This window comes from Campylobacter sp. S4:11 (assembly GCF_024723695.1).
In the GTDB taxonomy this organism is placed as follows: Bacteria; Campylobacterota; Campylobacteria; order Campylobacterales; family Campylobacteraceae; genus Campylobacter_D; species Campylobacter_D jejuni_C.
In genome coordinates this window covers 33,259-52,371 of record NZ_JANQDC010000006.1, presented here as the reverse complement: position 1 = coordinate 52,371, position 19,113 = coordinate 33,259, and the positions used below count along the sequence as shown (strand labels likewise).

The window sequence follows — 19,113 nt, the reverse complement described above, 5'->3', positions numbered from 1 at the left end:
GCTTGAGTAAAGATAATGCTATTGCATTTTTTATTTTTATTGTGAGTGTTTTATGCTTTTTTGTTTGGGGGTATAATTATATTCCTAATAATTCCATGATATTATTTATCCTTGCTAGTGTATTTGGTATTTTCATGGCCTTTAATGTCGGTGGTAATGATGTAGCAAATTCATTTGGTACTAGCGTGGGTGCTAAAACAGTTACTATAAAACAAGCTTTGATTATTGCAGCGGTATTTGAATTAAGCGGGGCTGTATTTGCAGGAGGAGAAGTAACAAATACTATAAGAAGTGGTATAGTAGTTTTACCTGATGGAATTAATCCTATGGTATTTGTATGCGTAATGCTCTCAGCTTTGCTAAGTTCAGGAATTTGGCTTTTTGTAGCGACTAAAAAAGGACTTCCAGTTTCTACTACTCATAGTATTATAGGAGGTATTGTAGGCTCAAGTATTGCTATGGGCTTTGTATTTTTTGATCAAGATCAAGCATTATCTATGGTAAATTGGAATGGTATTTATAAAATAGCTATGAGTTGGGTTATTTCGCCTTTGCTTGGTGGGCTTGTGGCGTATTTAATTTATGCTTATATTTATAAAAAAATTCTAAAGCCATCAGAAGAAATAACTTTTGTGGTAAAAGAAATCAAAAAAGAAAAAAAAGCATTTAAAGAAGAATATTTTAAAAATTTAAAAAACAAAAGTCAAGAAGAGCAAATCAAAGAACTTAGTGCTATTGTTTTAGATGATGATGAAAAAAGAAGTGAATATAAGTTAAAAATCAAAGAATTAAAAGAAAAAGAAAAAAACATAGATGTTTTCTCAAGAATGAAATTTCATGTTCCTTTAATAGCAGGTGTAGGCGCATTGACTATTGCTTCTATGTTTTTATTTAAGGGTTTAAATAATGTTTCTACTTTAGATGTAATGCAAAATTTATGGATAGTTTCGATCATTTCTATTTTTGCTTATATTGTTACTTTAGCGGTTGTGAGATTGATGAAAAAAACGCAGGTTAATAAGACCATAGAAAAGATTTTTTCGTGGTTTCAAATTTTTACTGCTTCAAGTTTTGCTTTTTCACATGGAGCTAATGATATAGCTAATGCTCTTGGGCCATTTGCTGCTATTTTAGATGTACTTAAAAATAATACCATTAATCCTAGCTCACCAGTGCCTTTTGCTGTAATGCTTATGTTTGGCATAGCTTTAGTTATTGGACTTTGGTTTTTAGGTAAAGAAGTTATTCAAACTGTGGGTTCAAAACTTGCTGAAATTAAACCAACAACAGGCTTTAGTGCTGAACTTGGTGCAAGTATTGTTATACTTTTAGCCACTCAACTTGGAATTCCAGTTAGCTCAACCCATATTTTAATCGGTGCAATTTTAGGTATAGGAGTGTTTAATAAAGATGCTAAATGGGCTATGATGAAGCCTATTGGTTTAGCATGGGTGATTACTTTACCAGTTGCTGGAATTCTTTCAAGCATTATTTTTATTATCTTTGTAAATACAATCTTATGAGTTTAAACTCATAAGATGTTTTTTAGCTTCATCTAAATTAGAACTATTGATAAAATAATCAATTTTTACAGGTTTTTTATATACTTTATCATAATATTCAAAAAGCATTTTTACACAAAGTTCTAAATTGTTTTCTTCATAATTTTGACAAAGTTTCATTTTGAAATCTTTACTGATATAAGGTGATATTTTTTCAACACATTGATAAAATACTTTTTTATCCATAGGAGTGTAGTTTTTTAAAACTCTTTGAATGCGTAAATTCGTGTCGCATTCACACCAAATTTTCTTAGCTTTTTGCATGCTATTGTATAAATTTAAAGGAATAGTTAAATTTCCAATTTGTCTGCTTTCAGCTTCTATAAAACAAGTTTTATGAGTATAATCTTTTAAAAAATAAAACAACTCATCTTCAAAAGCTTTTTGACTTGGTTGTTCTCCATAAATTTTACCAAAACTTGATCCTTGGTGGTTAGCTAGTTTTTCTAAATTTAAAGCATTGTCTAAAGTTTGGATTAAATCACTTTTACCACTTGCTGTATTACCACAAAGACATAAAAACTCAATATTTAAATCTTTAGTAAAAAACTCACTCACATAGCTTCTATAAGCTTTATATCCACCTTCTAATCTTACAACCCTATAACCAAGTTCAGCTAAGATTAAAGCAATAGCTTTTGATCTTTTACCACCCCTTGCGCAATAAATTCCCACCAAAGAGCCTATTTTGTAATCTTGATAAAGTTTATTAATATGCTCGCTCATATTTTTGCAAATATAACTTGCACCTTTTGCTTTAGCTAAGCCTTTGTTTTTCTTATAAAGTGTGCCTATTTCTTCAAATTCATTATCATTGAGTGCGTAGTAATTTTGCGCAGATTTTATATGAGCAAGTTTGTATTCTTTGGGACTTCTTGCATCAATTAAAAGATCAAAATTAAATTTTAAAAAATTTTCAAAATCAACTTCTTTATACATAGTCTTTAAAAGCTTTACATAAGGTGGTATAAACTTTTTCTAAATCACTCCCGCAAACTCTAGTTTGCCCTATGGTAGTGATAAAATTTGTATCCCCTTGCCATCTTGGGATTAAATGATAATGACAATGTGGTGCTATACCAGCTCCTGCTGCACTGCCTAAATTCATACCTATATTAACACCCTTAGCGTGAAAGTTTTCTTTTAAAATTTTAACTCCAATACGCACAAAATGGCTAATTTCTAGCCATGTATCATTACTTAAATCTTCTATATTTTCTAAATGCTCATAAGGGATAATCATAAAATGACCCGGACTATAAGGGTATTTATTCATAATACCAAAACATTCTTTAGCTCTAAAAATCACCCCAAGTTTTTCATCTTCATTAAGTTCATGCTTGCAATGACAAAAAGGGCAAAAATTTTTATCTTTATTGTTAAAATAAACATCCCTCCAAGGTGCGTATAAATACTCCATCAACTCTCCTTTATGCAAGCATGTAGATTTTTAATATTTTTACTTATAAGAGCTTTATTTTTTGGTATCAAAGGCAATAGCTTTTCATCTTCTAATAAAAAAATTCTAGCTCCTGCTAAAATAGCATTATTAAGATCGCTTTTGCTTTCAAGGTAAAAAATAGCCTCTAAACCAAGATGTATTGTAAAATTATAGAGTTTTTTTAGTTGCATAGTTTTTAGCATTTTAGGAAATACAATAAACGCATCAGCTCCATACACCAAGCTTTCTAAAATTTGATATTCATCAAAAATAAAATCAAATTGCACAATAGGTTTTTCATGATAGCGCCTAAAAAGACTTAAATTTTGTATGTCTTGATGAAGCAAAGGGCTTGTTGGTAAGATGATGGCATCAAAATTTTCATGATTAAAATTTAAATCTTTAGAATATAAAAAATGTGAAAGTTTTCCTTCAAGTAAAAGTGTATAAATATCTTTAGGATAAAAGGCATTAGAAGCTAGACTTCTACCTAGCATATCATAAGGAAAAATTTCTTTTTTATTTTCAAGAATTTTTTGTGTTTTTGAAAAATGATTTTTTAAATCTATTGTTTTAAACATTTTTCAATGGCCTTTAAATGCTCTTTACTTTCATCTGAGCTTGAAAATTCTTTATCATGCAGTGTTTTTTGCAAAATTTCATAAGCCTTTTTGCAATCTTTAAGTTTATAATAGCCCCAAGCTAAAGAATCAAGATAATAAAGATTTTGTGGTTCTTGTTCAAGTGCCCAGCCTACTAGCTCTATACCTTTGGCTATATCAATATCATATTCAATTAAAGCATAGCCATAGTAGTTTTGATATAAAGCATCACTGCGCACATCTACGCTTTGTTCAAATTTTTTCATGATAGAAGCTAGAATTTTTGGATCCGTGACTTTTTTACTTTTAGGATCCATATGAATTTCAAATTCTAAAACACCTGCCATAGAAAGATATTTTTTATCTTTACTAAGTTCATAATGTTTTAAAGCTATTTCATAGGCTTTTTTATAATCTTTTGTTTGTGTGTATAAGAAAATTTTAGTATCAGGATCTATGTTATATTTTTGGGTTAAATTTAGAGCCTGAGTATAATTTTTTTCTTGTACTAGTAATTCTATCATAGCATATATATATTTAATATCATTGTTGAGTTTATATAGTTTTTCAAGGGTTTGAATACTTGCTTTATAATCTTTTTGTTCTTGATAAATTTTTAAAAGTAGGGTGCATGTTTTAAGGGTACAGTGTGAGTTTTTTACAAATTCTTCTAAGGTCTTTTTAGCTTGGTTGATATTTTTATTTTTGATATTAACTTCAACTATTTTAAGCAATAAATTTTCATGTTCAAAAAGCTTATAAGCAAGGTTGTATTGTTCTAAAGCTTTAGTATATAAAGCTTTTTTAGCAAAAATATCACCTAATATTTCATAATTTCTATAATCTTGTTCTTCTTTAATGAGTTTATAGAGTATAGCTTCAGCTTGTTTATAATCTCCTATTTCAAAAAAATATAAAGCATTTAATCTTGCAATGGCTGTGTGTTCTAAAAAGTCTTTAGAAGCTTTTAAAAGCTCATTTTTTTGTTTTAAATTAGCACTTAAAGCTAAAAGTAAAGCCTTTTGCAAATAAATACTTTCATTATTTTCATGAAATAAATTTGTATAAATATCACATGCTTTTTGAAATTGTCCATACTCTTCATAAATAAGTGCTTGTAGGATTTTATCTTCACCTTTAGCTAAAGCAAGGCTTGTTAAGATAAAAACTATAATTAGTGAAAGCAAACCCCTATACATTCTTTTTTTAACTCCTCTTTGTGTGTTTTAAAATATTCCCAAAATGGAAAAGTTCTACATTGTTTTGGTCTATGCTTGTAAATTAAACATTTTTTATACATTGTATCAAAAAAAATACAACGATAGCCATTTTCATACTTTGCTTCTTTAAAGCTATATTTAAACCCAACTTTGATGAGGTATTGCTCTTTAAAGGCTTCAAAGCTTAAATTTAAAAAACTAGCAATAGCTTCTAGTTCTTCTTTGCTAGCATAGATATACCCACTTTCTCCAGTGCAACACTTCCCGCCGCATTTTTCACAAGCACTTTCATCAAAAGAATAATCAAAACCTTTTTCACACATCATAGCTTATAGTTCCTGTGTTTTCATAAATTTCACTAATTTTTGGATTTAAAACATCATTTTCATACATAAAAAGCGTAGGCATTATCGCGCAAGGACTTTTGCTATTTTTTTTAATATGCATTAAAACAAGTCTTGCGTTAGTTTGTGTATTGGTATGAATGCATTGAAGTGAAACTAGTTTTAGTTTAAATTGTCTTAAATAAGCGCAAATTTCATCTAAAAAACTTGCCTCATAACACATAAAAAAACTACCATTTGGCTTGATTAAAGTATTTATTTTAGCAAATATCTTCTCAAGTGGCATAAATTCTTGATATCTTGATATACATAAATGTAAATCTTGGCTTTTTTGCGTATTTTTTTTATAAAATGGAGGGTTAGAGATTAAAAAATCAAATTTTGTATTACTTTTATAGTTTAAAAAGTCTTCACAAATGCCTTGAATTTCAAGTTTATTTTCTTTGGCATTTTTATAACTTAGTTTGATATTTTGCTCTTGGATATCTAGTAGATAAACATTTGAATTTGGAAATTTTTGCTTTATCAAAAGTCCTAAAATTCCACAACCACATCCTATATCAAGGATATTTCCTTTTAAATTATATTTAGATAAAAAGTCAAAAAGCAAAAGACTATCGTTATTATAGCGATAGCCTTTTGAATATTGAAAGAGTTTTAGCATTTATAAAGATGATCGCAGATTTTAAATGAATCATTTAAACCCACTACAATAGAAGCTCCGTTTTTACTCGCTATATCGCCTGCTACGAATAATCCTTTTACATTGCTTTCTTTATTTTCATCAAAGCTTGGCACGCCTTTTTCATCAACTTCTATAGAGCATTTTTGTAAGAAATCAAGTGGAGTTGAACCCCCAATAGCATAAATAATACGATCATAAATTTCATTTGTGTCATTAGTAAAATTTACTTTAGCTTTACCGCTTTCATCTTCAATACTAGTTATATCTATGCCAAGTTTTGCTTTTATGCTGCCTTGCTCAAAAGCTTTTTGAATATCTTCAAGATTGATATCGTTTAATCTCGAGAAGGTTTCTCTTCTATAGCAAAGTGTCACATCATTATTTTTAGCTAAATCTATAGCATATTCTGCTGCTGAATTTCCACCACCTACAACTAAGATTTTTTCACCTTGGCTTGTTGAGTTTGCATTAAAATTGATGATTTTAGTTAAAGTTATAGGTAGAGTATAGCTTGGTTTATTTGGTTTACCCATTCTACCTATGGCAATAACTGCATTTTTGCAAATATAATTTTCATTTGCAGTACTAACGATGAAATTTTCTCCATCTTTTTTAATGCTTTCAACTTCACTAGAAAGTTTTACTTCAAGGTTATGTTCTTTAATGGCATTTTGGAAAGTTTCTATTGTGCTTTCTCTAGTCCCATCTTCAAAATTTATATGTCCGTGATTTGTACTATCGCAACCTTTATAAGCTTTGTCTACTCTTTTACCTTCTTTGTAAAATTTTACTAAGGTTTGACAAATCGCATCAGTTTTTTCTAAAACAACAACTTCTTTATTTTTTATTTTAGCTTCTACTCCTGCTGCAATACCTGCAGGACCAGCGCCGATAACTACCATATCAAAAATTTTCATTATTTCCCTTTTTTAGTATTTTTAATATGTAAATGTATCAAAAAAATGATAATGAAATATAAAAATTATCTGTAATTTTTATATTTCATAGAATTTTTATCGTAATTATATTTTATTTAATTAATAATTTTTTTTAAAAAATATCTTAAATGTGTAAAAAAATATATCAATTTTTAATTTTTATCTAAAAATATTTATTTTTGAATAAAAAAATAAAAAAATCATATATAGTATAAAAAAGGAGGTTGGTTGATGTATCAAAATGAAAAACATAGTTTAAAAAATAATTTTTTTACACTTTTACTGTTATCTTTTTGTGGATCTATTATTTATGGTTTGCCTTATTTTAGAAAGTATTATTATGATGATTATATGAGTCTTTATCATTTAAATAATTTTGAAATGGGGCTTTTGGGTAGTGCTTATGGATTGCTTGGTTTGTTTTCTTATGCTTTAGGAGGTTATTTAGCAGATCGTTTTGCACCAAAAAAATTATTGATTTTTTCTTTAATTGCTACAGGGTTTGGTGGTTTGTTGCATTTATATTTTACTTCTTTAAATGCGCTTTTGATTATTTATGGAATCTGGGGAATTACTTCATTATTAACTTTTTGGCCTTCTTTGATGAAGATAGTAAGAAGTTTGGCAAATTCTAAAGAGCAAGCAAAAGCTTATGGAATTTTTGAAGGTGGTAGAGGTGTTGTTGGTGCTGCACATTTGGCTATAGCTACAAGTATTTTTGGATATTTTCAAACAAAAGCTTTAGCCGCACAAGGTATAGAAATGGTTATTATTTTTTATTCTATAGCTCCTATTGCAAGTGCTGTTTTATTATTTTTTCTTTTAAAAGATGAAGTTAATGAACAAAGCGAGAAGATTAAAATCAAAGATTTAGTTTTTCTTTTGAAAAATTCTGCTCTTTGGCTTGTGGTTGCTATTACTTTTTGTACCTATTTTTTTAATATGAGCTTTTATTATTTTACTCCTTATGCAAGTAATGTGATAGGGGCTTCTGCTGTTTTTGCAGCTATTTTAACAGTATTAGCTCAATATATTCGTCCTATTTCTTCTGTGGTAGGTGGGTTTATAGCAGATGGATATGGAAAGGCTAAAATAATGATGATAGGCTTTATTTTAATGGGAATTGGTGTTATTTTTTTAATGCTTAGTTCAAAATTAAATGGATTTTTGCAAATGAGCGTTTTAACTTCTGCTTGTGTGGTAATTTATGTAGCTATGTATTCTAATTTTGGAATTTATTATTCTTTACTTAGTGAGGGAAAAATTCCTATTCATTTAGCAGGTATGGCCATAGGTATTGTATCTACTTTTGGATATTTACCTGAGGTTTTTGCACCTTTGCTTGCTGGAGATTTATTAGATAGATATCCAGGTGTAAAAGGTTTTCATATATATTTTACTATTATGATAGCTATGGCTATTTTGGGTGTAATGTTTTGTTTGATTTGGATTAAAAAATACAATAAAAAGGAGATGAAATGAAAGAAATTATTTTTGATTTTAAAAATAAGGTTAGAGTGATAGAAAATGAATGGATAGTTTTAAAAGATGGCACCAAACTTTCATCACGAATTTGGCTTCCTCAGGTAAAAGAAAAAGTTCCTGCTATATTAGAATACATTCCTTATAGAAAAAATGATGGAACAAGAGGTAGAGATGAGCCTATGCATGGATATTTTAGCGGTAATGGCTATGCGGTTGTTAGAGTTGATATTAGAGGAAGTGGGGAATCTGATGGTTTATTAGAAGATGAATATTTAAAACAAGAACAAGATGATGCATTAGAAGTTATTGAGTGGATAGCAAAGCAAGAATGGTGCAATGGAAATATTGGTATGATGGGTAAATCTTGGGGTGGATTTAATTCTTTACAAGTTGCAGCAAGAAAACCTAAAAATTTAAAAGCTATTATAGTGGTAGGTTTTACTGATGATAGATTTAATGAAGATATTCATTATAAAGGTGGATGTTTGCTTAATGATAATTTTTGGTGGGGTAATATCATGCTTGCATATCAATCACGCTTTGTTGATCCAAAAATTGATCCAAATGGTAGAAATAAATGGCTCAATAGGCTTGAGAATATGCCTTTATGGCCCACATTGTGGCTTGAGCATACTTTAAAAGATGACTATTGGAAGCATGGATCTGTTAGAGAAAATTATGATGATATACAAGTTCCTGTTTTTGCATTAGATGGGTGGGCTGATTCTTATACTAATCCTGTTTTTACTCTAATGAATGGTTTAAAAGTTCCAAAAAAAGCTATCGTTGGTCCTTGGGCTCATGTTTATCCTCATGATGGCTCTCCTTTACCTGCAATGGGCTTTTTACAAGAAGCACTTAAATGGTGGGACAAATGGCTTAAAAATGAAGAAAATGATGCGCTTGAAGCTCCTATGATACAAGCATATATTGAAAATAGCTCTAAGCCAAATTCAAAAACAGAGAAAGTAGAAGGTCGTTTTGTTGGTTTAAATGATTTTAAAAATGATATTAGCTATAAAAAATACTATTTAAATCCGTATAAACTAATATGCAAAAAATCAAGTGAATTTATCAAAATCAACACTCCATTAAATCATGGGCTTTTATCCGGAGAGTGGATGGGGGCTGGTGTTTTAGGAGAAAGTCCTAGTGATCAAAGGCTAGATGATGGGATGGCAGTTGTTTTTGAAAGTGATTTTTTAGAACAAGATTTAGATATTTTGGGTTTTCCGGTTTTAAATGTAAAAATTGCAAGTGATCAAGAAAAAGCTATGCTCTTTGCTCAGCTTAGTGAAGTTAGAGCTGATGGTTTTGTAAAAAGAGTAAGTTATGGAGTGATCAATCTTGCATTAAGTGATGATAAAGAGCAATTTATACCTTTAAAAAAAGATGAATTTATCCAAAAGCAAATCAAACTTGATGCTTGTGGATATAGATTTGCTAAGGGTTCTAAGATAAGATTATCATTAGCGAATTCTTTTTGGCCTATGTTTTGGCCTATGCCAAAAATTTCAACCTTGACTTTAGATTTAAATGAGTGTGAATTTAATTTGCCATGTTTTAGTGGTCAAGATAGTGATAAAATCAATATGCAAGCACAAAGTGCTCCTTTGACCCCAATAACACTTTTAGAAGAAGGTAGGGTAGATAGAAGCATTTCTTATGATATTTTAAACGATACTTGGACTTGTATTACAGATGGTGTTGGTGGAGTTTTTGGAGAAGGTATTTATAGGTTTGATGAGGTTGATGTTTTAGTAAAGCATAATTTAAAAAGAGAATTAAAACTTCAAAATGAAAACCCATTAAGCGCGCAATATACCATTACTCAAACAATGCAAATAGGACGTGAGGGTTGTATGATGGAGGCGGATATAATCTTAACACAAACTAGTGATTTGGAGTATTTTTATATTAAGGGAAAAATAGCAGTCAAAGAAAACGATAAGCTTGTTTTTGATAAAAAATATGATTATAAAACTAAAAGAAATAGTTTGTAAAATTTCCCAAAGTAAAATTACTTTGGGAATTAATTTTCTTGTAAGATTTTAGCTAAATCTTTAGCGCCTTTTAAATCTACTTTACCAGAGCCCAAAAGTGGAATTTGTTCTACTTTAAAATATTTACTTGGTTTAAAAATAGCAGGCATAGTAGAGTTTTTAATCACTTCGCAAATTCCATCAAAGTCTTGCTCTTGACATTCTACTAATAAGCATACCATTTCACCTTTTTTATCATCATCTAGCGCAACTGCGCAAAATTTTACTATATCTGTATTGATAAATTTAGCAATTTCTTCTTCTAAAGCTCCTAAAGATATCATTTCTCCACCAATTTTTGCAAAACGAGAATAACGATCTACTATATATAAAAAGCCATCCTCATCTACATGACCTTTATCGCCGGTATTATACCAGCGTATACCATCGATTTCTTTGATAACTTCATCGGTTTTTTCTTTATTGTTTAAATAACCTACCATAACCTGATGACCACCAATGAGTATTAATCCATCTTCTCCATGATTTAAACTTTCATAAGTAGATGGATCTACTATGCGTATAGCACTTCCTGGTAAAGGCATACCTACGCTACCTTCTTTATTTGCACGATGTAAAATCCAATAATCAGGATCAAATTTATTCGGTAAATTCACACTTGCAACCGGAGTGGTTTCAGTAGCTCCATAACCTTCAAAAATAGGTTTTTTAAATTTCATTTCAAAGGCGCTTCTTACTTCACTTTTGAGTTTTTCAGCACCTGATACGATAATTCTTAAGCTTTCAAACATAATCGCATCAAGTTTTTTATTTCTTGCATAAATACCCAAAAAAGTTGAAGTAGCACACATAATGCTAACATTATTTTTTACTATAGCTTTTGCTACACCTAGTGCATCTGTTGGATCAGCATGTGTTATGCTTTTAATCCCTTCTAATAAAGGCATAAAAGTAGTTACAGTTAATCCAAAAGCATGAAAAGGCGGTAAAGAAGATAAGACAACATCTTCATTTTTTGCACATAATACATCTGAAATTTGAGCTATATTGCTTAAAATATTGCGATTATTTAGCATTACTCCTTTAGGTGTTCCCTCGCTACCACTACTAAATAATATAGCAGCTATGGCAAGGTTTTGTTTGTTAGATGCAAATAATGCTTTTATTAAACAAGTAGGTAAAATACTTACTAAAGCAAGCATAGAAAAGATTTTGAGTTTTTGTTTTTTAAAGCTTGTGATAATATCTTCCATAAAAATGATTCTAACATGCTCTTCAAATTCTAGTTTTATACCTTTATTTTCTAATTTTTCCATAAATTTTCTAGAAGTATAAATTTGTTGAATTTGAGAACTTTGAATGGCTTGATTAATCGCTTTTACACCTGCTGTGAAATTTAAATTTACCACGATTTTATTTGCAAGTAATACAGCTAGATTACAAAGAGAGCTAGCCATAGAAGCAGGGAGCAAAATTCCTACACATTCTTCTTTTGGAGCATAGCTTCCTTGGGTAGGTTGTATATTTAGCTCATGCGATTTATTTTTTATAAAAGAACTAAAAACCAAACTTAAAGCAAGCATTTTTCTATAAGTAATACCACCTATTAAAGGATCAACAATAGCTATTTGACTTAAATTTCTTTTAGCGCTATCTATCCAAGCTCTGGCTATAGTATGCATACTTTCACATTGAGATTTCCAAGCAATAAATGAAAGTTCAAAAACCTTTGCTTTAACCACTTCTTTTTTAGTGTGTATTGGCAAGCTTTTTCCAAAAGCAATAGCGATTTTTCTTTTACTTATTTTGCGATTTCTTGCTGAAAATTCTTCATCACTTCTTGAAAAAGCACTTCCCCAAAGTCCTCTAATATAAAAAGGCAAAATCACTCCATCTTGTTTTTCTAATTTTGAGCAAACTAACTCAAATCCACCTTTAAATTCATTAAGCTGTCCATGGCGTGAAAGTACTCCTTCTGGGAAAAGACAAACTAAATTTCCATTTTTAATATGCATAGCAATAAGCTCTAAGCTTGATTTACTAGAAGCACTTGAAACAGGAATAACTCCAAATTTATCAAGAAAAATTTTAATATACCACTTAGAATAAATGCTTTTTTCCATAACAAAATAAATTTTTCTTGGTATAGCCATTTGTACAATAGCCCAATCTATAAAAGATATATGATTACCAAGCAATAATGCTCCACCTTTTTCAGGAATATTTTCAAAACCTTCTACTAATAAACGATAGCGTTGAAAAAACGCTATGCTCATTAATAAACGCACCAAAGAAAAAGGCAATTTACTTAGCACATAAATGCTTCCAAAAAATGCCACAGCGATGATAAAATAAAACAAATTTATCACTTCAAATTCAGCATATGCAGCAAAAGTAGCTAGTGCTAAAAAGCCTAACATAAAAATATTTTGTATAAAATTATTACCCGCTAAGACTTTTCCTAGTTCATTTTCTTTTGCATGAAATTGTATGAGAGAATTTAAAGGTATGATAAAAAATGCCCCGCTTAAACCAAAAATAAAAAATACCACACTATAACTTAGTAAGTTTTCTAAAAATGGCATTAAAATGCTCATTAAAAAAACTCCTAAAGCGCCTAGTGGTATAAGACCTAATTCGATGTAATTTTTAGAAAACTTACCACTAATAAGAGATCCTATAATCACTCCTATGCCAGAAAAAGCTAAAGAGCATTGTACGTAAAAGGTATTTTCTATGAAAAGATCATTTTTTGCATATACAGGAAAACTTACTAAATAAAGTTGTGATATGGCCCAAAAAAGTGAAATTCCTACAATGCAAAGCCAAATGATTTTATGAGAAAATATTGTTTTTAAATTAGAGGCTAAAAGTTTTCCTTGGAAATATTGTTTTTTATCAAAACTTAAACTTTTATCTTCTTCTTTTAAACAAGGAAGTTTATAAGCTAAAAAAAGTTCTAATAAAGCAAAAGCTATTAATACAAAACCCAAAGGTGCAATTTGTATTAAAATATCTGAAGGAGTGTTAAAATTCGACTCAAAAAGCATTTCAAAGCTTAGAGAAAATACCGCCATACCCGCTAAAATAGCCACAATACTTACTGCGTTTACAGCTCCATTTCCCATAGCTAAAAGCTCTTTTCCTACTAATTCTTTTATAAAACCATATTTTGCAGGAGAGTATAAGGCAGATTGTACTCCCATGATAAAAGTCATTACAAAAGCAAGCCAAAATGCTCCAAGATAATAACACAAACAAATAATACAAGTTAATATTACTGAAAATAATGCAGATATTTTCATGATTTTATTTTTAGGAAATTTATCTGCTAAAAATCCAGAAGGTGAAAGCATAAGGATAAAAGGTAAAAGCATCAAAGCATTAACAATAGCAGTTAGAAAAAGTTGGGTGCTATCTTCATAAAATTTATAGATAGTGTTTTGTATAATGATTTTGTGTCCTAAATCTACAAAAGCATTAATAAAAGCTACTGCTAAAAATGGCAATACGCCAAAAATCTTTAAAAATTTTTCTTGCATTTAAAACTCCATTTTATTTTAAAAATATTATTTTATTATATAAAATTTAAATGGAGTTTTGATATTTGATTAATCTTTAAATTCTACCACTTCATCAAATGCAAAACGAGCTTTTTCTACGCTAGTATTTTCTTGGGTATATCCTAGAGTAATGAGCATGGATACTCTTTGCTTGGTAGTGTCTAAATTTAAATATTGATTGATTTTATCTTTATCAAAGCCACCGATGATACATGAGCCTACATTTAAACTATAAGCAGCATTGATAATATTTGCAATGGTAAGATAGCTTTGTTCTTTAGCATAAATAAAACTTTGTTCTAAATCCATTGCGTCTAAAAATGGCTTATAAGTTTGCAAGCGTTTATTTAACTCTTCTTGGCTTAAACCACGCTTTTTTAGTTTTTCTTCAAAATAATCTTTAAAATCAGCTCTTGAGATCACAACAATAATAGCAGCACAATTTGCTACATGATTTTGATTGTTAGCTATTTTGGCAATTTCTTTTTTATGTTCATCTTTTTGAAAAACTAAGAATTTCCAAGGTTCAAGCCCTAAAGAACTAGGAGATAATCTAGCACATTCTAAGATATATTCTAAGTTCTCTCTAGAAATTTTTTCTTGAGTATATGCTCTAATAGAAGAGCGATTTTGCATTAAATTTAAATAATCTTGCATTATTTTTCCTTTTTTTGATTTATCTTATATCTTATAAGCTTTAAAATTGTTAAAATTATGTTTTATTGTTACAATTTTATTTTTACTTCATACAAATATTTTATTATACGGTTTTTAAAGGATTAAAATGAAAAAAATAATTTATTTAAGCATATTTTTGATTATACTCATTATAGGGGTGTATTTTTTCTTTTTTGCAAATAAGGAAGAATATAATTATCTAACTTATGAAGTTAAAAAACAAGATATTACTCAAAGTATAGAGGCAATAGGCGAAGTTTATGCAAAAACACAAGTTGATGTTGGTGCACAAGTTAGTGGGCAAATTACTAAACTTTATGTAAAATTAGGTGATCATGTTAATGAGGGTGATTTAATCGCACAAATTGATAAAGATAAGCAACAAAATGATTTAGATATTACCAAAGCTCAGCTTGAAAGCGCAAAGGCAAATTTAGAAAGTAAAAAAATCGCTCTTGATATAGCTACTAAACAATACCAAAGAGAGCAAAAGCTTTATGCCAAAAAGGCTACTTCCTTAGAAAATCTAGAAAATCTTAAAAATACTTTTTATGCCCTAAGGGCAAATGTGGCTGATTTAAAAGCTCAAACTACTCAACTTGAAATTTCTTTAAAAAATGCTCAAAAAGATTTAGCTTATACTACTATAACTGCACCTAGTAAGGGTGAGATTATTAATGTAGCGGTTGAAGAGGGACAAACTGTAAATGCAAACCAAAATACACCAAGTATAGTGCGTTTGGCTGATTTAAGTGAAATGGAAATTCGTATGCAAATAGCTGAAGCTGATATTAATAAAATCAGTATTGGAAAAAAGGTTAAATTTAGCATTTTAAATGAACCTGATAAAAAATACGAAGCAACTATTTCAAGCATAGATCCAGCAAATACTACTATAAGTGATGCAACAAGTAATACAAATTTAAACTCAAACTCAAGTACTAGCGCTAGTGCTGTGTATTATTATGCAAGGGTTTTTGTAAAAAATGATAATAATTTTTTACGTATAGGTATGAGTACAGAAAATGAAATTGCGATTAAAACAGAAAATAATACTTTAGTTATACCAACTTTAGCTATAAAAAGCGATACAAGTGGTTATTATGTAGAAATTTTAAAAGCCAATAATATAAGTGTGAAAACACCTGTTAAATTAGGTATTAAAGATAGTTTAAATACTCAAATTTTAGATGGTATTAATGAGGGTGATTTAGTTATCATAGGTAAAAATAAAAAATGATATGCTTAGAAAATATACAAAAAAAGATTAATAATACAACTATTTTAGAAAATATTAATCTTTATATTCAAAAAGGAGAATTTGTAGCCATTATAGGACAATCAGGTAGTGGTAAAACCTCTCTTTTAAATATTATAGGAACACTTGATGAACCAAGTAGTGGAAAATACTTTTTAGATGCATATGAAGTAACTAATTTAAGCAAAGATGAAAAAGCAAGAATTAGACGCGAAAAAATAGGTTTTATTTTTCAAAGATATAATTTACTTAGTCTTTTAAATGCTAAAGATAATGTAGCCTTACCTGCTGTTTATGCAGGTAAAAACAAACATGAAAGATCGCAAAAGGCTAAGGAACTACTTTCTTTTTTAGAGCTTGATCATAAAGAATTATCAAAGCCAAATGAACTAAGTGGCGGGCAACAGCAAAGAGTTTCTATAGCAAGAGCTTTGATGAATGGTGGTGAGCTTATTTTAGCAGATGAGCCAACGGGTGCACTTGATTCTAAAAGCGGTAAGATAGTTTTAGAAATTTTAAATAAACTAAACGAGCAAGGACACACTGTAGTTTTAGTCACTCATGATAGAGAAATAGCTGCTAGAGCAAAAAGAGTTATTGAAATTAAAGATGGTAAGATTATAAGCGATAATGGTGTAAAAAAAGCAGACGAAATAAAAGCTAAGTTAATGCCAAAAGAGAAAAAAAGCTTTAATTTGCTTAAAAATCAGCTTTTTGAAAGTTTGAAAATGTCCGTAGCTTCCATTGTAGCACACAAGCTGCGTTCTTTGCTTACCATGCTTGGTATTATCATAGGTATAGCTTCAGTAGTTTGCGTGGTTGCTTTAGGGCTTGGAGCCCAACAAAACATACTTGCTTCTATTAGCTCCATTGGAACTAATACCATAGAAGTTGTTTCAGGGCGTGGCTTGGGGGATATTCGATCAGGTAGAACAAGGCTAAATTTAAGTGATTTAAAAACCTTAAGTTCTTTGCCTTATTTAGAAGCAGTGGAAGCTGATGTAGGTAAAGTGGGGGTTGTAACTTATAAGAATAATTCTTTGCAGGCTAGAATTTATGGAGTAGGGCCAAATCATCTAAGACTTAGAGGTTTTGTGATGGTAGATGGTAGATTTATTAATAATGAAGATATAAAAGATAATACTAATATTTGCATTATAGATGAAAATGCTTTGAGAATTTTATTTGATAATATCAGTGCTAAAGATGTTTTAGGTAAAAGTGTGATTTTTAACAAGCAACCTTTAACCATAGTTGGTGTTTTAAAAAAAGAAAGAGACAATAAAGGCTTTAGGGCTGATGAAAATACTATTAAAATTTATACTCCTTATTCTACTTTGATGAATAAAATCACAGGAGATAAGCAAATAAGAGCTATAGTAACTAAGGTAAAAGATGAGGTAAATCCTGCTTTAGCTGAAGAGGCTATGGTAAAAATTTTAGAAATTAAACGCGGAAAAAAAGATTTTTTCACTATAAATTCTGACGCGATTAAAAATGCTATTGAGGAAAATACTGCTACTTTAACTTTACTTATTTCCTCTATTGCAGTGGTATCTTTGATAGTAGGCGGTATTGGTGTGATGAATATCATGCTTGTTTCAGTAAGTGAGCGTACAAGGGAAATTGGAGTTAGAATGGCTATTGGGGCTAGAAAAGAAGATATTTTAATGCAGTTTTTAATAGAAGCTGTATTGATTTGTTCTTTAGGGGCTATTTTTGGAGTAATGCTTTCTTTTATCATTATTGAAGTATTTAATTCTTTAAATTTTGGTTTTACAATGATACTTTCGTTAAATTCAGTATTTTTAGGGCTTTTAAGTTCAGTTTTAATCGGAGTGGTTTTTGGATTTTTCCCAGCAAAAAATGCAGCAAATTTAAATCCTATTAGTGCTTTATCAAAGGAGTGAGATGAGAATATTTTTATTATTTTTTATAGCCTTTTTTTTAAATGCTTGCGTAGGAGTAAAATTAGAGCAAGTATTTCAAGAGCAAATAAAAAAAGAATATTTTGAAGATTTTAACGCAAGTAAGGCTTGGTGGGAAAAATATAATAATCAAGATTTAAATAATATCTTAAAAGCTATTATTGATAATAACAAAGATTTAAATGTAGCAAGAGTTAATTTTTTAAGCACTTTAGCTAGATATAAGCTTTTAAATTTAGATCTTTATCCTACTTTGAGTGGAAATTTAGGTGCAAATATAAGAAAAAATTTAAACAATGGCACAGAAATGCATAGTTTTTCAAATGGCATTATATTAAATTATGAGCTTGATATATATGGAAAAATTTCAGATCAAGTTGCTAGTTCTGAATTTTTAGCAAAAGCAAGTGAATATGAGTTACGCTCTTTAGAGCTTGATACGATTAATTTAGCAATTAATAGTATTTTTGAATTGATTTATTTTAATGATGTAGATCGCTTACTAAATAATCATTTAAAAAATCTTGAGCAAATGCTAGAAATTTATACTACTAAATTTGATTATGGCAAGGTTGAGTATATTGATCTTTTAAATATCAAAAAGTCTTTATTAAATACTAAACAAAACATCATTACAAATTTGCAAAATAAAGACTTAACACTTAAAAATATAAAAGATTTGTTAGGTAAAGATGATGAGTTTTTGATTAATAAAATGCTAAATTATACTCTTGAAGATTTTTCATTGCAAAAAATTAATTTTGATATAGAGCTAAAAATACTTGCTTATAGACCACAAGTTCAAGCAAAACTAAATCAACTTATGGCTTCTTATAAAGATTATACAAGTGTGCAAAAAAGCATTTTACCTAGCATAAAAATATTGGGAAATTTAGATGGGAGTGATAAAAATTTTGATGAGAGTTTTAAATTTTTAATCTTAGGTGGAAATGTTGTTATTGATTTACCATTTTTGGACTTTTATAGAGTAAGACAAAATGTAAAAATTTCTGAATTTGCATACCAAGCACGCTTATATGAGTATAAGGATACATTGCAAAGAGCTATTCATGAGTTTAAGCTTTGTTATGAAAATGATAAATACTATAATGATTTGTTAAATTTAGTAAAAGACATTAATATTAATCAAGCAAAAATTACACAATTATATTTTGAAAAATACGAATTAGGGCGTAATGAGCTAAAAGATTATCTTGATGCAGATGCTTTGCTTATTAATTCACTTCAAGAGCTTAATAGAGCAAAACTATCTTTGCTTAAAAATATTAATTTGTATCATAATATAGTCTTGATTTCAGAGTAAAATAGACTTAAAAATGTTTCATTTTGTAATATTTAAGTAAAGAGTGGTATTTAATTGCGTTGTTTTAAAGTCATTTAGAATA

General features: G+C 29.2%; 15 protein-coding genes. 6 read left to right on the top strand and 9 right to left on the bottom strand.

Annotated features, from left to right (window positions below; all coding sequences use genetic code 11):
• The first annotated feature begins 2 nt into the window (after positions 1–2).
• Positions 3–1,523 (top strand): inorganic phosphate transporter, encoded by a 1,521-nt coding sequence (locus tag CAMP5053_RS03250; RefSeq protein ID WP_337217249.1) that lies wholly within the window; start codon positions 3–5, stop codon positions 1,521–1,523.
• Here CAMP5053_RS03250 and mnmH read toward each other — a convergent pair.
• From mnmH to CAMP5053_RS03215, 7 genes are read right to left on the bottom strand one after another with little or no spacing between them, the layout of a single operon-like run.
• Positions 1,518–2,501 (bottom strand): tRNA 2-selenouridine(34) synthase MnmH, encoded by a 984-nt coding sequence (mnmH, locus tag CAMP5053_RS03245; protein ID WP_337217248.1) that lies wholly within the window; start codon positions 2,499–2,501, stop codon positions 1,518–1,520. The genes CAMP5053_RS03250 and mnmH overlap by 6 nt on opposite strands.
• Positions 2,494–2,982: an HIT family protein gene (locus CAMP5053_RS03240; protein ID WP_087700651.1), complete on the bottom strand. Its 489-nt coding sequence runs from the start codon at positions 2,980–2,982 to the stop codon at positions 2,494–2,496. Before CAMP5053_RS03240 ends, mnmH begins: the two co-directional genes overlap by 8 nt.
• Positions 2,982–3,584, bottom strand: coding sequence for an indole-3-glycerol phosphate synthase (locus CAMP5053_RS03235; protein WP_087700652.1), 603 nt, complete (start codon positions 3,582–3,584; stop codon positions 2,982–2,984). The genes CAMP5053_RS03240 and CAMP5053_RS03235 overlap by 1 nt, the downstream gene beginning before the upstream one ends.
• Entirely contained in the window at positions 3,569–4,804 is a 1,236-nt protein-coding gene (locus tag CAMP5053_RS03230) for a tetratricopeptide repeat protein (RefSeq protein WP_337217247.1), read from the bottom strand. The genes CAMP5053_RS03235 and CAMP5053_RS03230 overlap by 16 nt, the downstream gene beginning before the upstream one ends.
• Positions 4,780–5,151, bottom strand: coding sequence for a YkgJ family cysteine cluster protein (locus CAMP5053_RS03225; protein WP_039626360.1), 372 nt, complete (start codon positions 5,149–5,151; stop codon positions 4,780–4,782). Before CAMP5053_RS03225 ends, CAMP5053_RS03230 begins: the two co-directional genes overlap by 25 nt.
• Entirely contained in the window at positions 5,141–5,833 is a 693-nt protein-coding gene (locus CAMP5053_RS03220) for a tRNA1(Val) (adenine(37)-N6)-methyltransferase (RefSeq protein ID WP_337217246.1), read from the bottom strand. The genes CAMP5053_RS03225 and CAMP5053_RS03220 overlap by 11 nt, the downstream gene beginning before the upstream one ends.
• Complete coding sequence (locus tag CAMP5053_RS03215) at positions 5,827–6,771, bottom strand: NAD(P)-binding domain-containing protein (RefSeq protein WP_087700656.1); 945 nt, start codon at positions 6,769–6,771, stop codon at positions 5,827–5,829. The genes CAMP5053_RS03220 and CAMP5053_RS03215 overlap by 7 nt, the downstream gene beginning before the upstream one ends.
• A 252-nt stretch (positions 6,772–7,023) precedes the next feature.
• Here CAMP5053_RS03215 and CAMP5053_RS03210 point away from each other — a divergent pair, with 252 nt between their 5' ends.
• Together CAMP5053_RS03210 and CAMP5053_RS03205 are read left to right on the top strand one after the other, a co-directional pair.
• Positions 7,024–8,274 (top strand): MFS transporter, encoded by a 1,251-nt coding sequence (locus tag CAMP5053_RS03210; protein WP_337217245.1) that lies wholly within the window; start codon positions 7,024–7,026, stop codon positions 8,272–8,274.
• Positions 8,271–10,280, top strand: coding sequence for a CocE/NonD family hydrolase (locus tag CAMP5053_RS03205; protein ID WP_337217244.1), 2,010 nt, complete (start codon positions 8,271–8,273; stop codon positions 10,278–10,280). Before CAMP5053_RS03210 ends, CAMP5053_RS03205 begins: the two co-directional genes overlap by 4 nt.
• Positions 10,281–10,309: 29 nt before the next feature.
• Here the strand turns inward: CAMP5053_RS03205 and CAMP5053_RS03200 are convergent, their stop codons facing one another.
• On the bottom strand, positions 10,310–13,822 hold the full coding sequence (locus tag CAMP5053_RS03200; RefSeq protein ID WP_337217243.1) for an acyl-[ACP]--phospholipid O-acyltransferase: 3,513 nt from the start codon (positions 13,820–13,822) through the stop codon (positions 10,310–10,312).
• A 69-nt stretch (positions 13,823–13,891) separates the two neighbouring features.
• Positions 13,892–14,500 (bottom strand): NAD(P)H-dependent oxidoreductase, encoded by a 609-nt coding sequence (locus CAMP5053_RS03195; RefSeq protein ID WP_337217242.1) that lies wholly within the window; start codon positions 14,498–14,500, stop codon positions 13,892–13,894.
• A 127-nt stretch (positions 14,501–14,627) separates the two neighbouring features.
• On the opposite strand from CAMP5053_RS03195, the gene CAMP5053_RS03190 reads away from it, so the two are divergent.
• Genes CAMP5053_RS03190 through CAMP5053_RS03180 form a run of 3 tightly spaced genes read left to right on the top strand, consistent with a single transcriptional unit; the run spans position 14,628 to position 19,031 of the window.
• Entirely contained in the window at positions 14,628–15,761 is a 1,134-nt protein-coding gene (locus CAMP5053_RS03190) for an efflux RND transporter periplasmic adaptor subunit (RefSeq protein WP_337217241.1), read from the top strand.
• Entirely contained in the window at positions 15,758–17,689 is a 1,932-nt protein-coding gene (locus CAMP5053_RS03185; protein ID WP_214125512.1) for an ABC transporter permease, read from the top strand. The genes CAMP5053_RS03190 and CAMP5053_RS03185 overlap by 4 nt, the downstream gene beginning before the upstream one ends.
• Before the next feature lies 1 nt (position 17,690).
• Positions 17,691–19,031 carry a TolC family protein gene (locus CAMP5053_RS03180; RefSeq protein WP_261529706.1) on the top strand — a complete coding sequence of 447 codons (1,341 nt, stop codon included), beginning with the start codon at positions 17,691–17,693 and terminating at the stop codon, positions 19,029–19,031.
• Positions 19,032–19,113: the final 82 nt, after the last annotated feature.

Coding starts and splice junctions, on each gene's coding strand:
- mnmH (WP_337217248.1), bottom strand. CDS start 2,501: ATGTATAAAGAAGTTGATTTTGAAAATTTTTTAAAATTTAATTTTGAT.
- CAMP5053_RS03240 (WP_087700651.1), bottom strand. CDS start 2,982: ATGGAGTATTTATACGCACCTTGGAGGGATGTTTATTTTAACAATAAA.
- CAMP5053_RS03235 (WP_087700652.1), bottom strand. CDS start 3,584: ATGTTTAAAACAATAGATTTAAAAAATCATTTTTCAAAAACACAAAAA.
- CAMP5053_RS03230 (WP_337217247.1), bottom strand. CDS start 4,804: ATGTATAGGGGTTTGCTTTCACTAATTATAGTTTTTATCTTAACAAGC.
- CAMP5053_RS03225 (WP_039626360.1), bottom strand. CDS start 5,151: ATGATGTGTGAAAAAGGTTTTGATTATTCTTTTGATGAAAGTGCTTGT.
- CAMP5053_RS03220 (WP_337217246.1), bottom strand. CDS start 5,833: ATGCTAAAACTCTTTCAATATTCAAAAGGCTATCGCTATAATAACGAT.
- CAMP5053_RS03215 (WP_087700656.1), bottom strand. CDS start 6,771: ATGAAAATTTTTGATATGGTAGTTATCGGCGCTGGTCCTGCAGGTATT.
- CAMP5053_RS03210 (WP_337217245.1), top strand. CDS start 7,024: ATGTATCAAAATGAAAAACATAGTTTAAAAAATAATTTTTTTACACTT.
- CAMP5053_RS03205 (WP_337217244.1), top strand. CDS start 8,271: ATGAAAGAAATTATTTTTGATTTTAAAAATAAGGTTAGAGTGATAGAA.
- CAMP5053_RS03200 (WP_337217243.1), bottom strand. CDS start 13,822: ATGCAAGAAAAATTTTTAAAGATTTTTGGCGTATTGCCATTTTTAGCA.
- CAMP5053_RS03195 (WP_337217242.1), bottom strand. CDS start 14,500: ATGCAAGATTATTTAAATTTAATGCAAAATCGCTCTTCTATTAGAGCA.
- CAMP5053_RS03190 (WP_337217241.1), top strand. CDS start 14,628: ATGAAAAAAATAATTTATTTAAGCATATTTTTGATTATACTCATTATA.
- CAMP5053_RS03185 (WP_214125512.1), top strand. CDS start 15,758: ATGATATGCTTAGAAAATATACAAAAAAAGATTAATAATACAACTATT.
- CAMP5053_RS03180 (WP_261529706.1), top strand. CDS start 17,691: ATGAGAATATTTTTATTATTTTTTATAGCCTTTTTTTTAAATGCTTGC.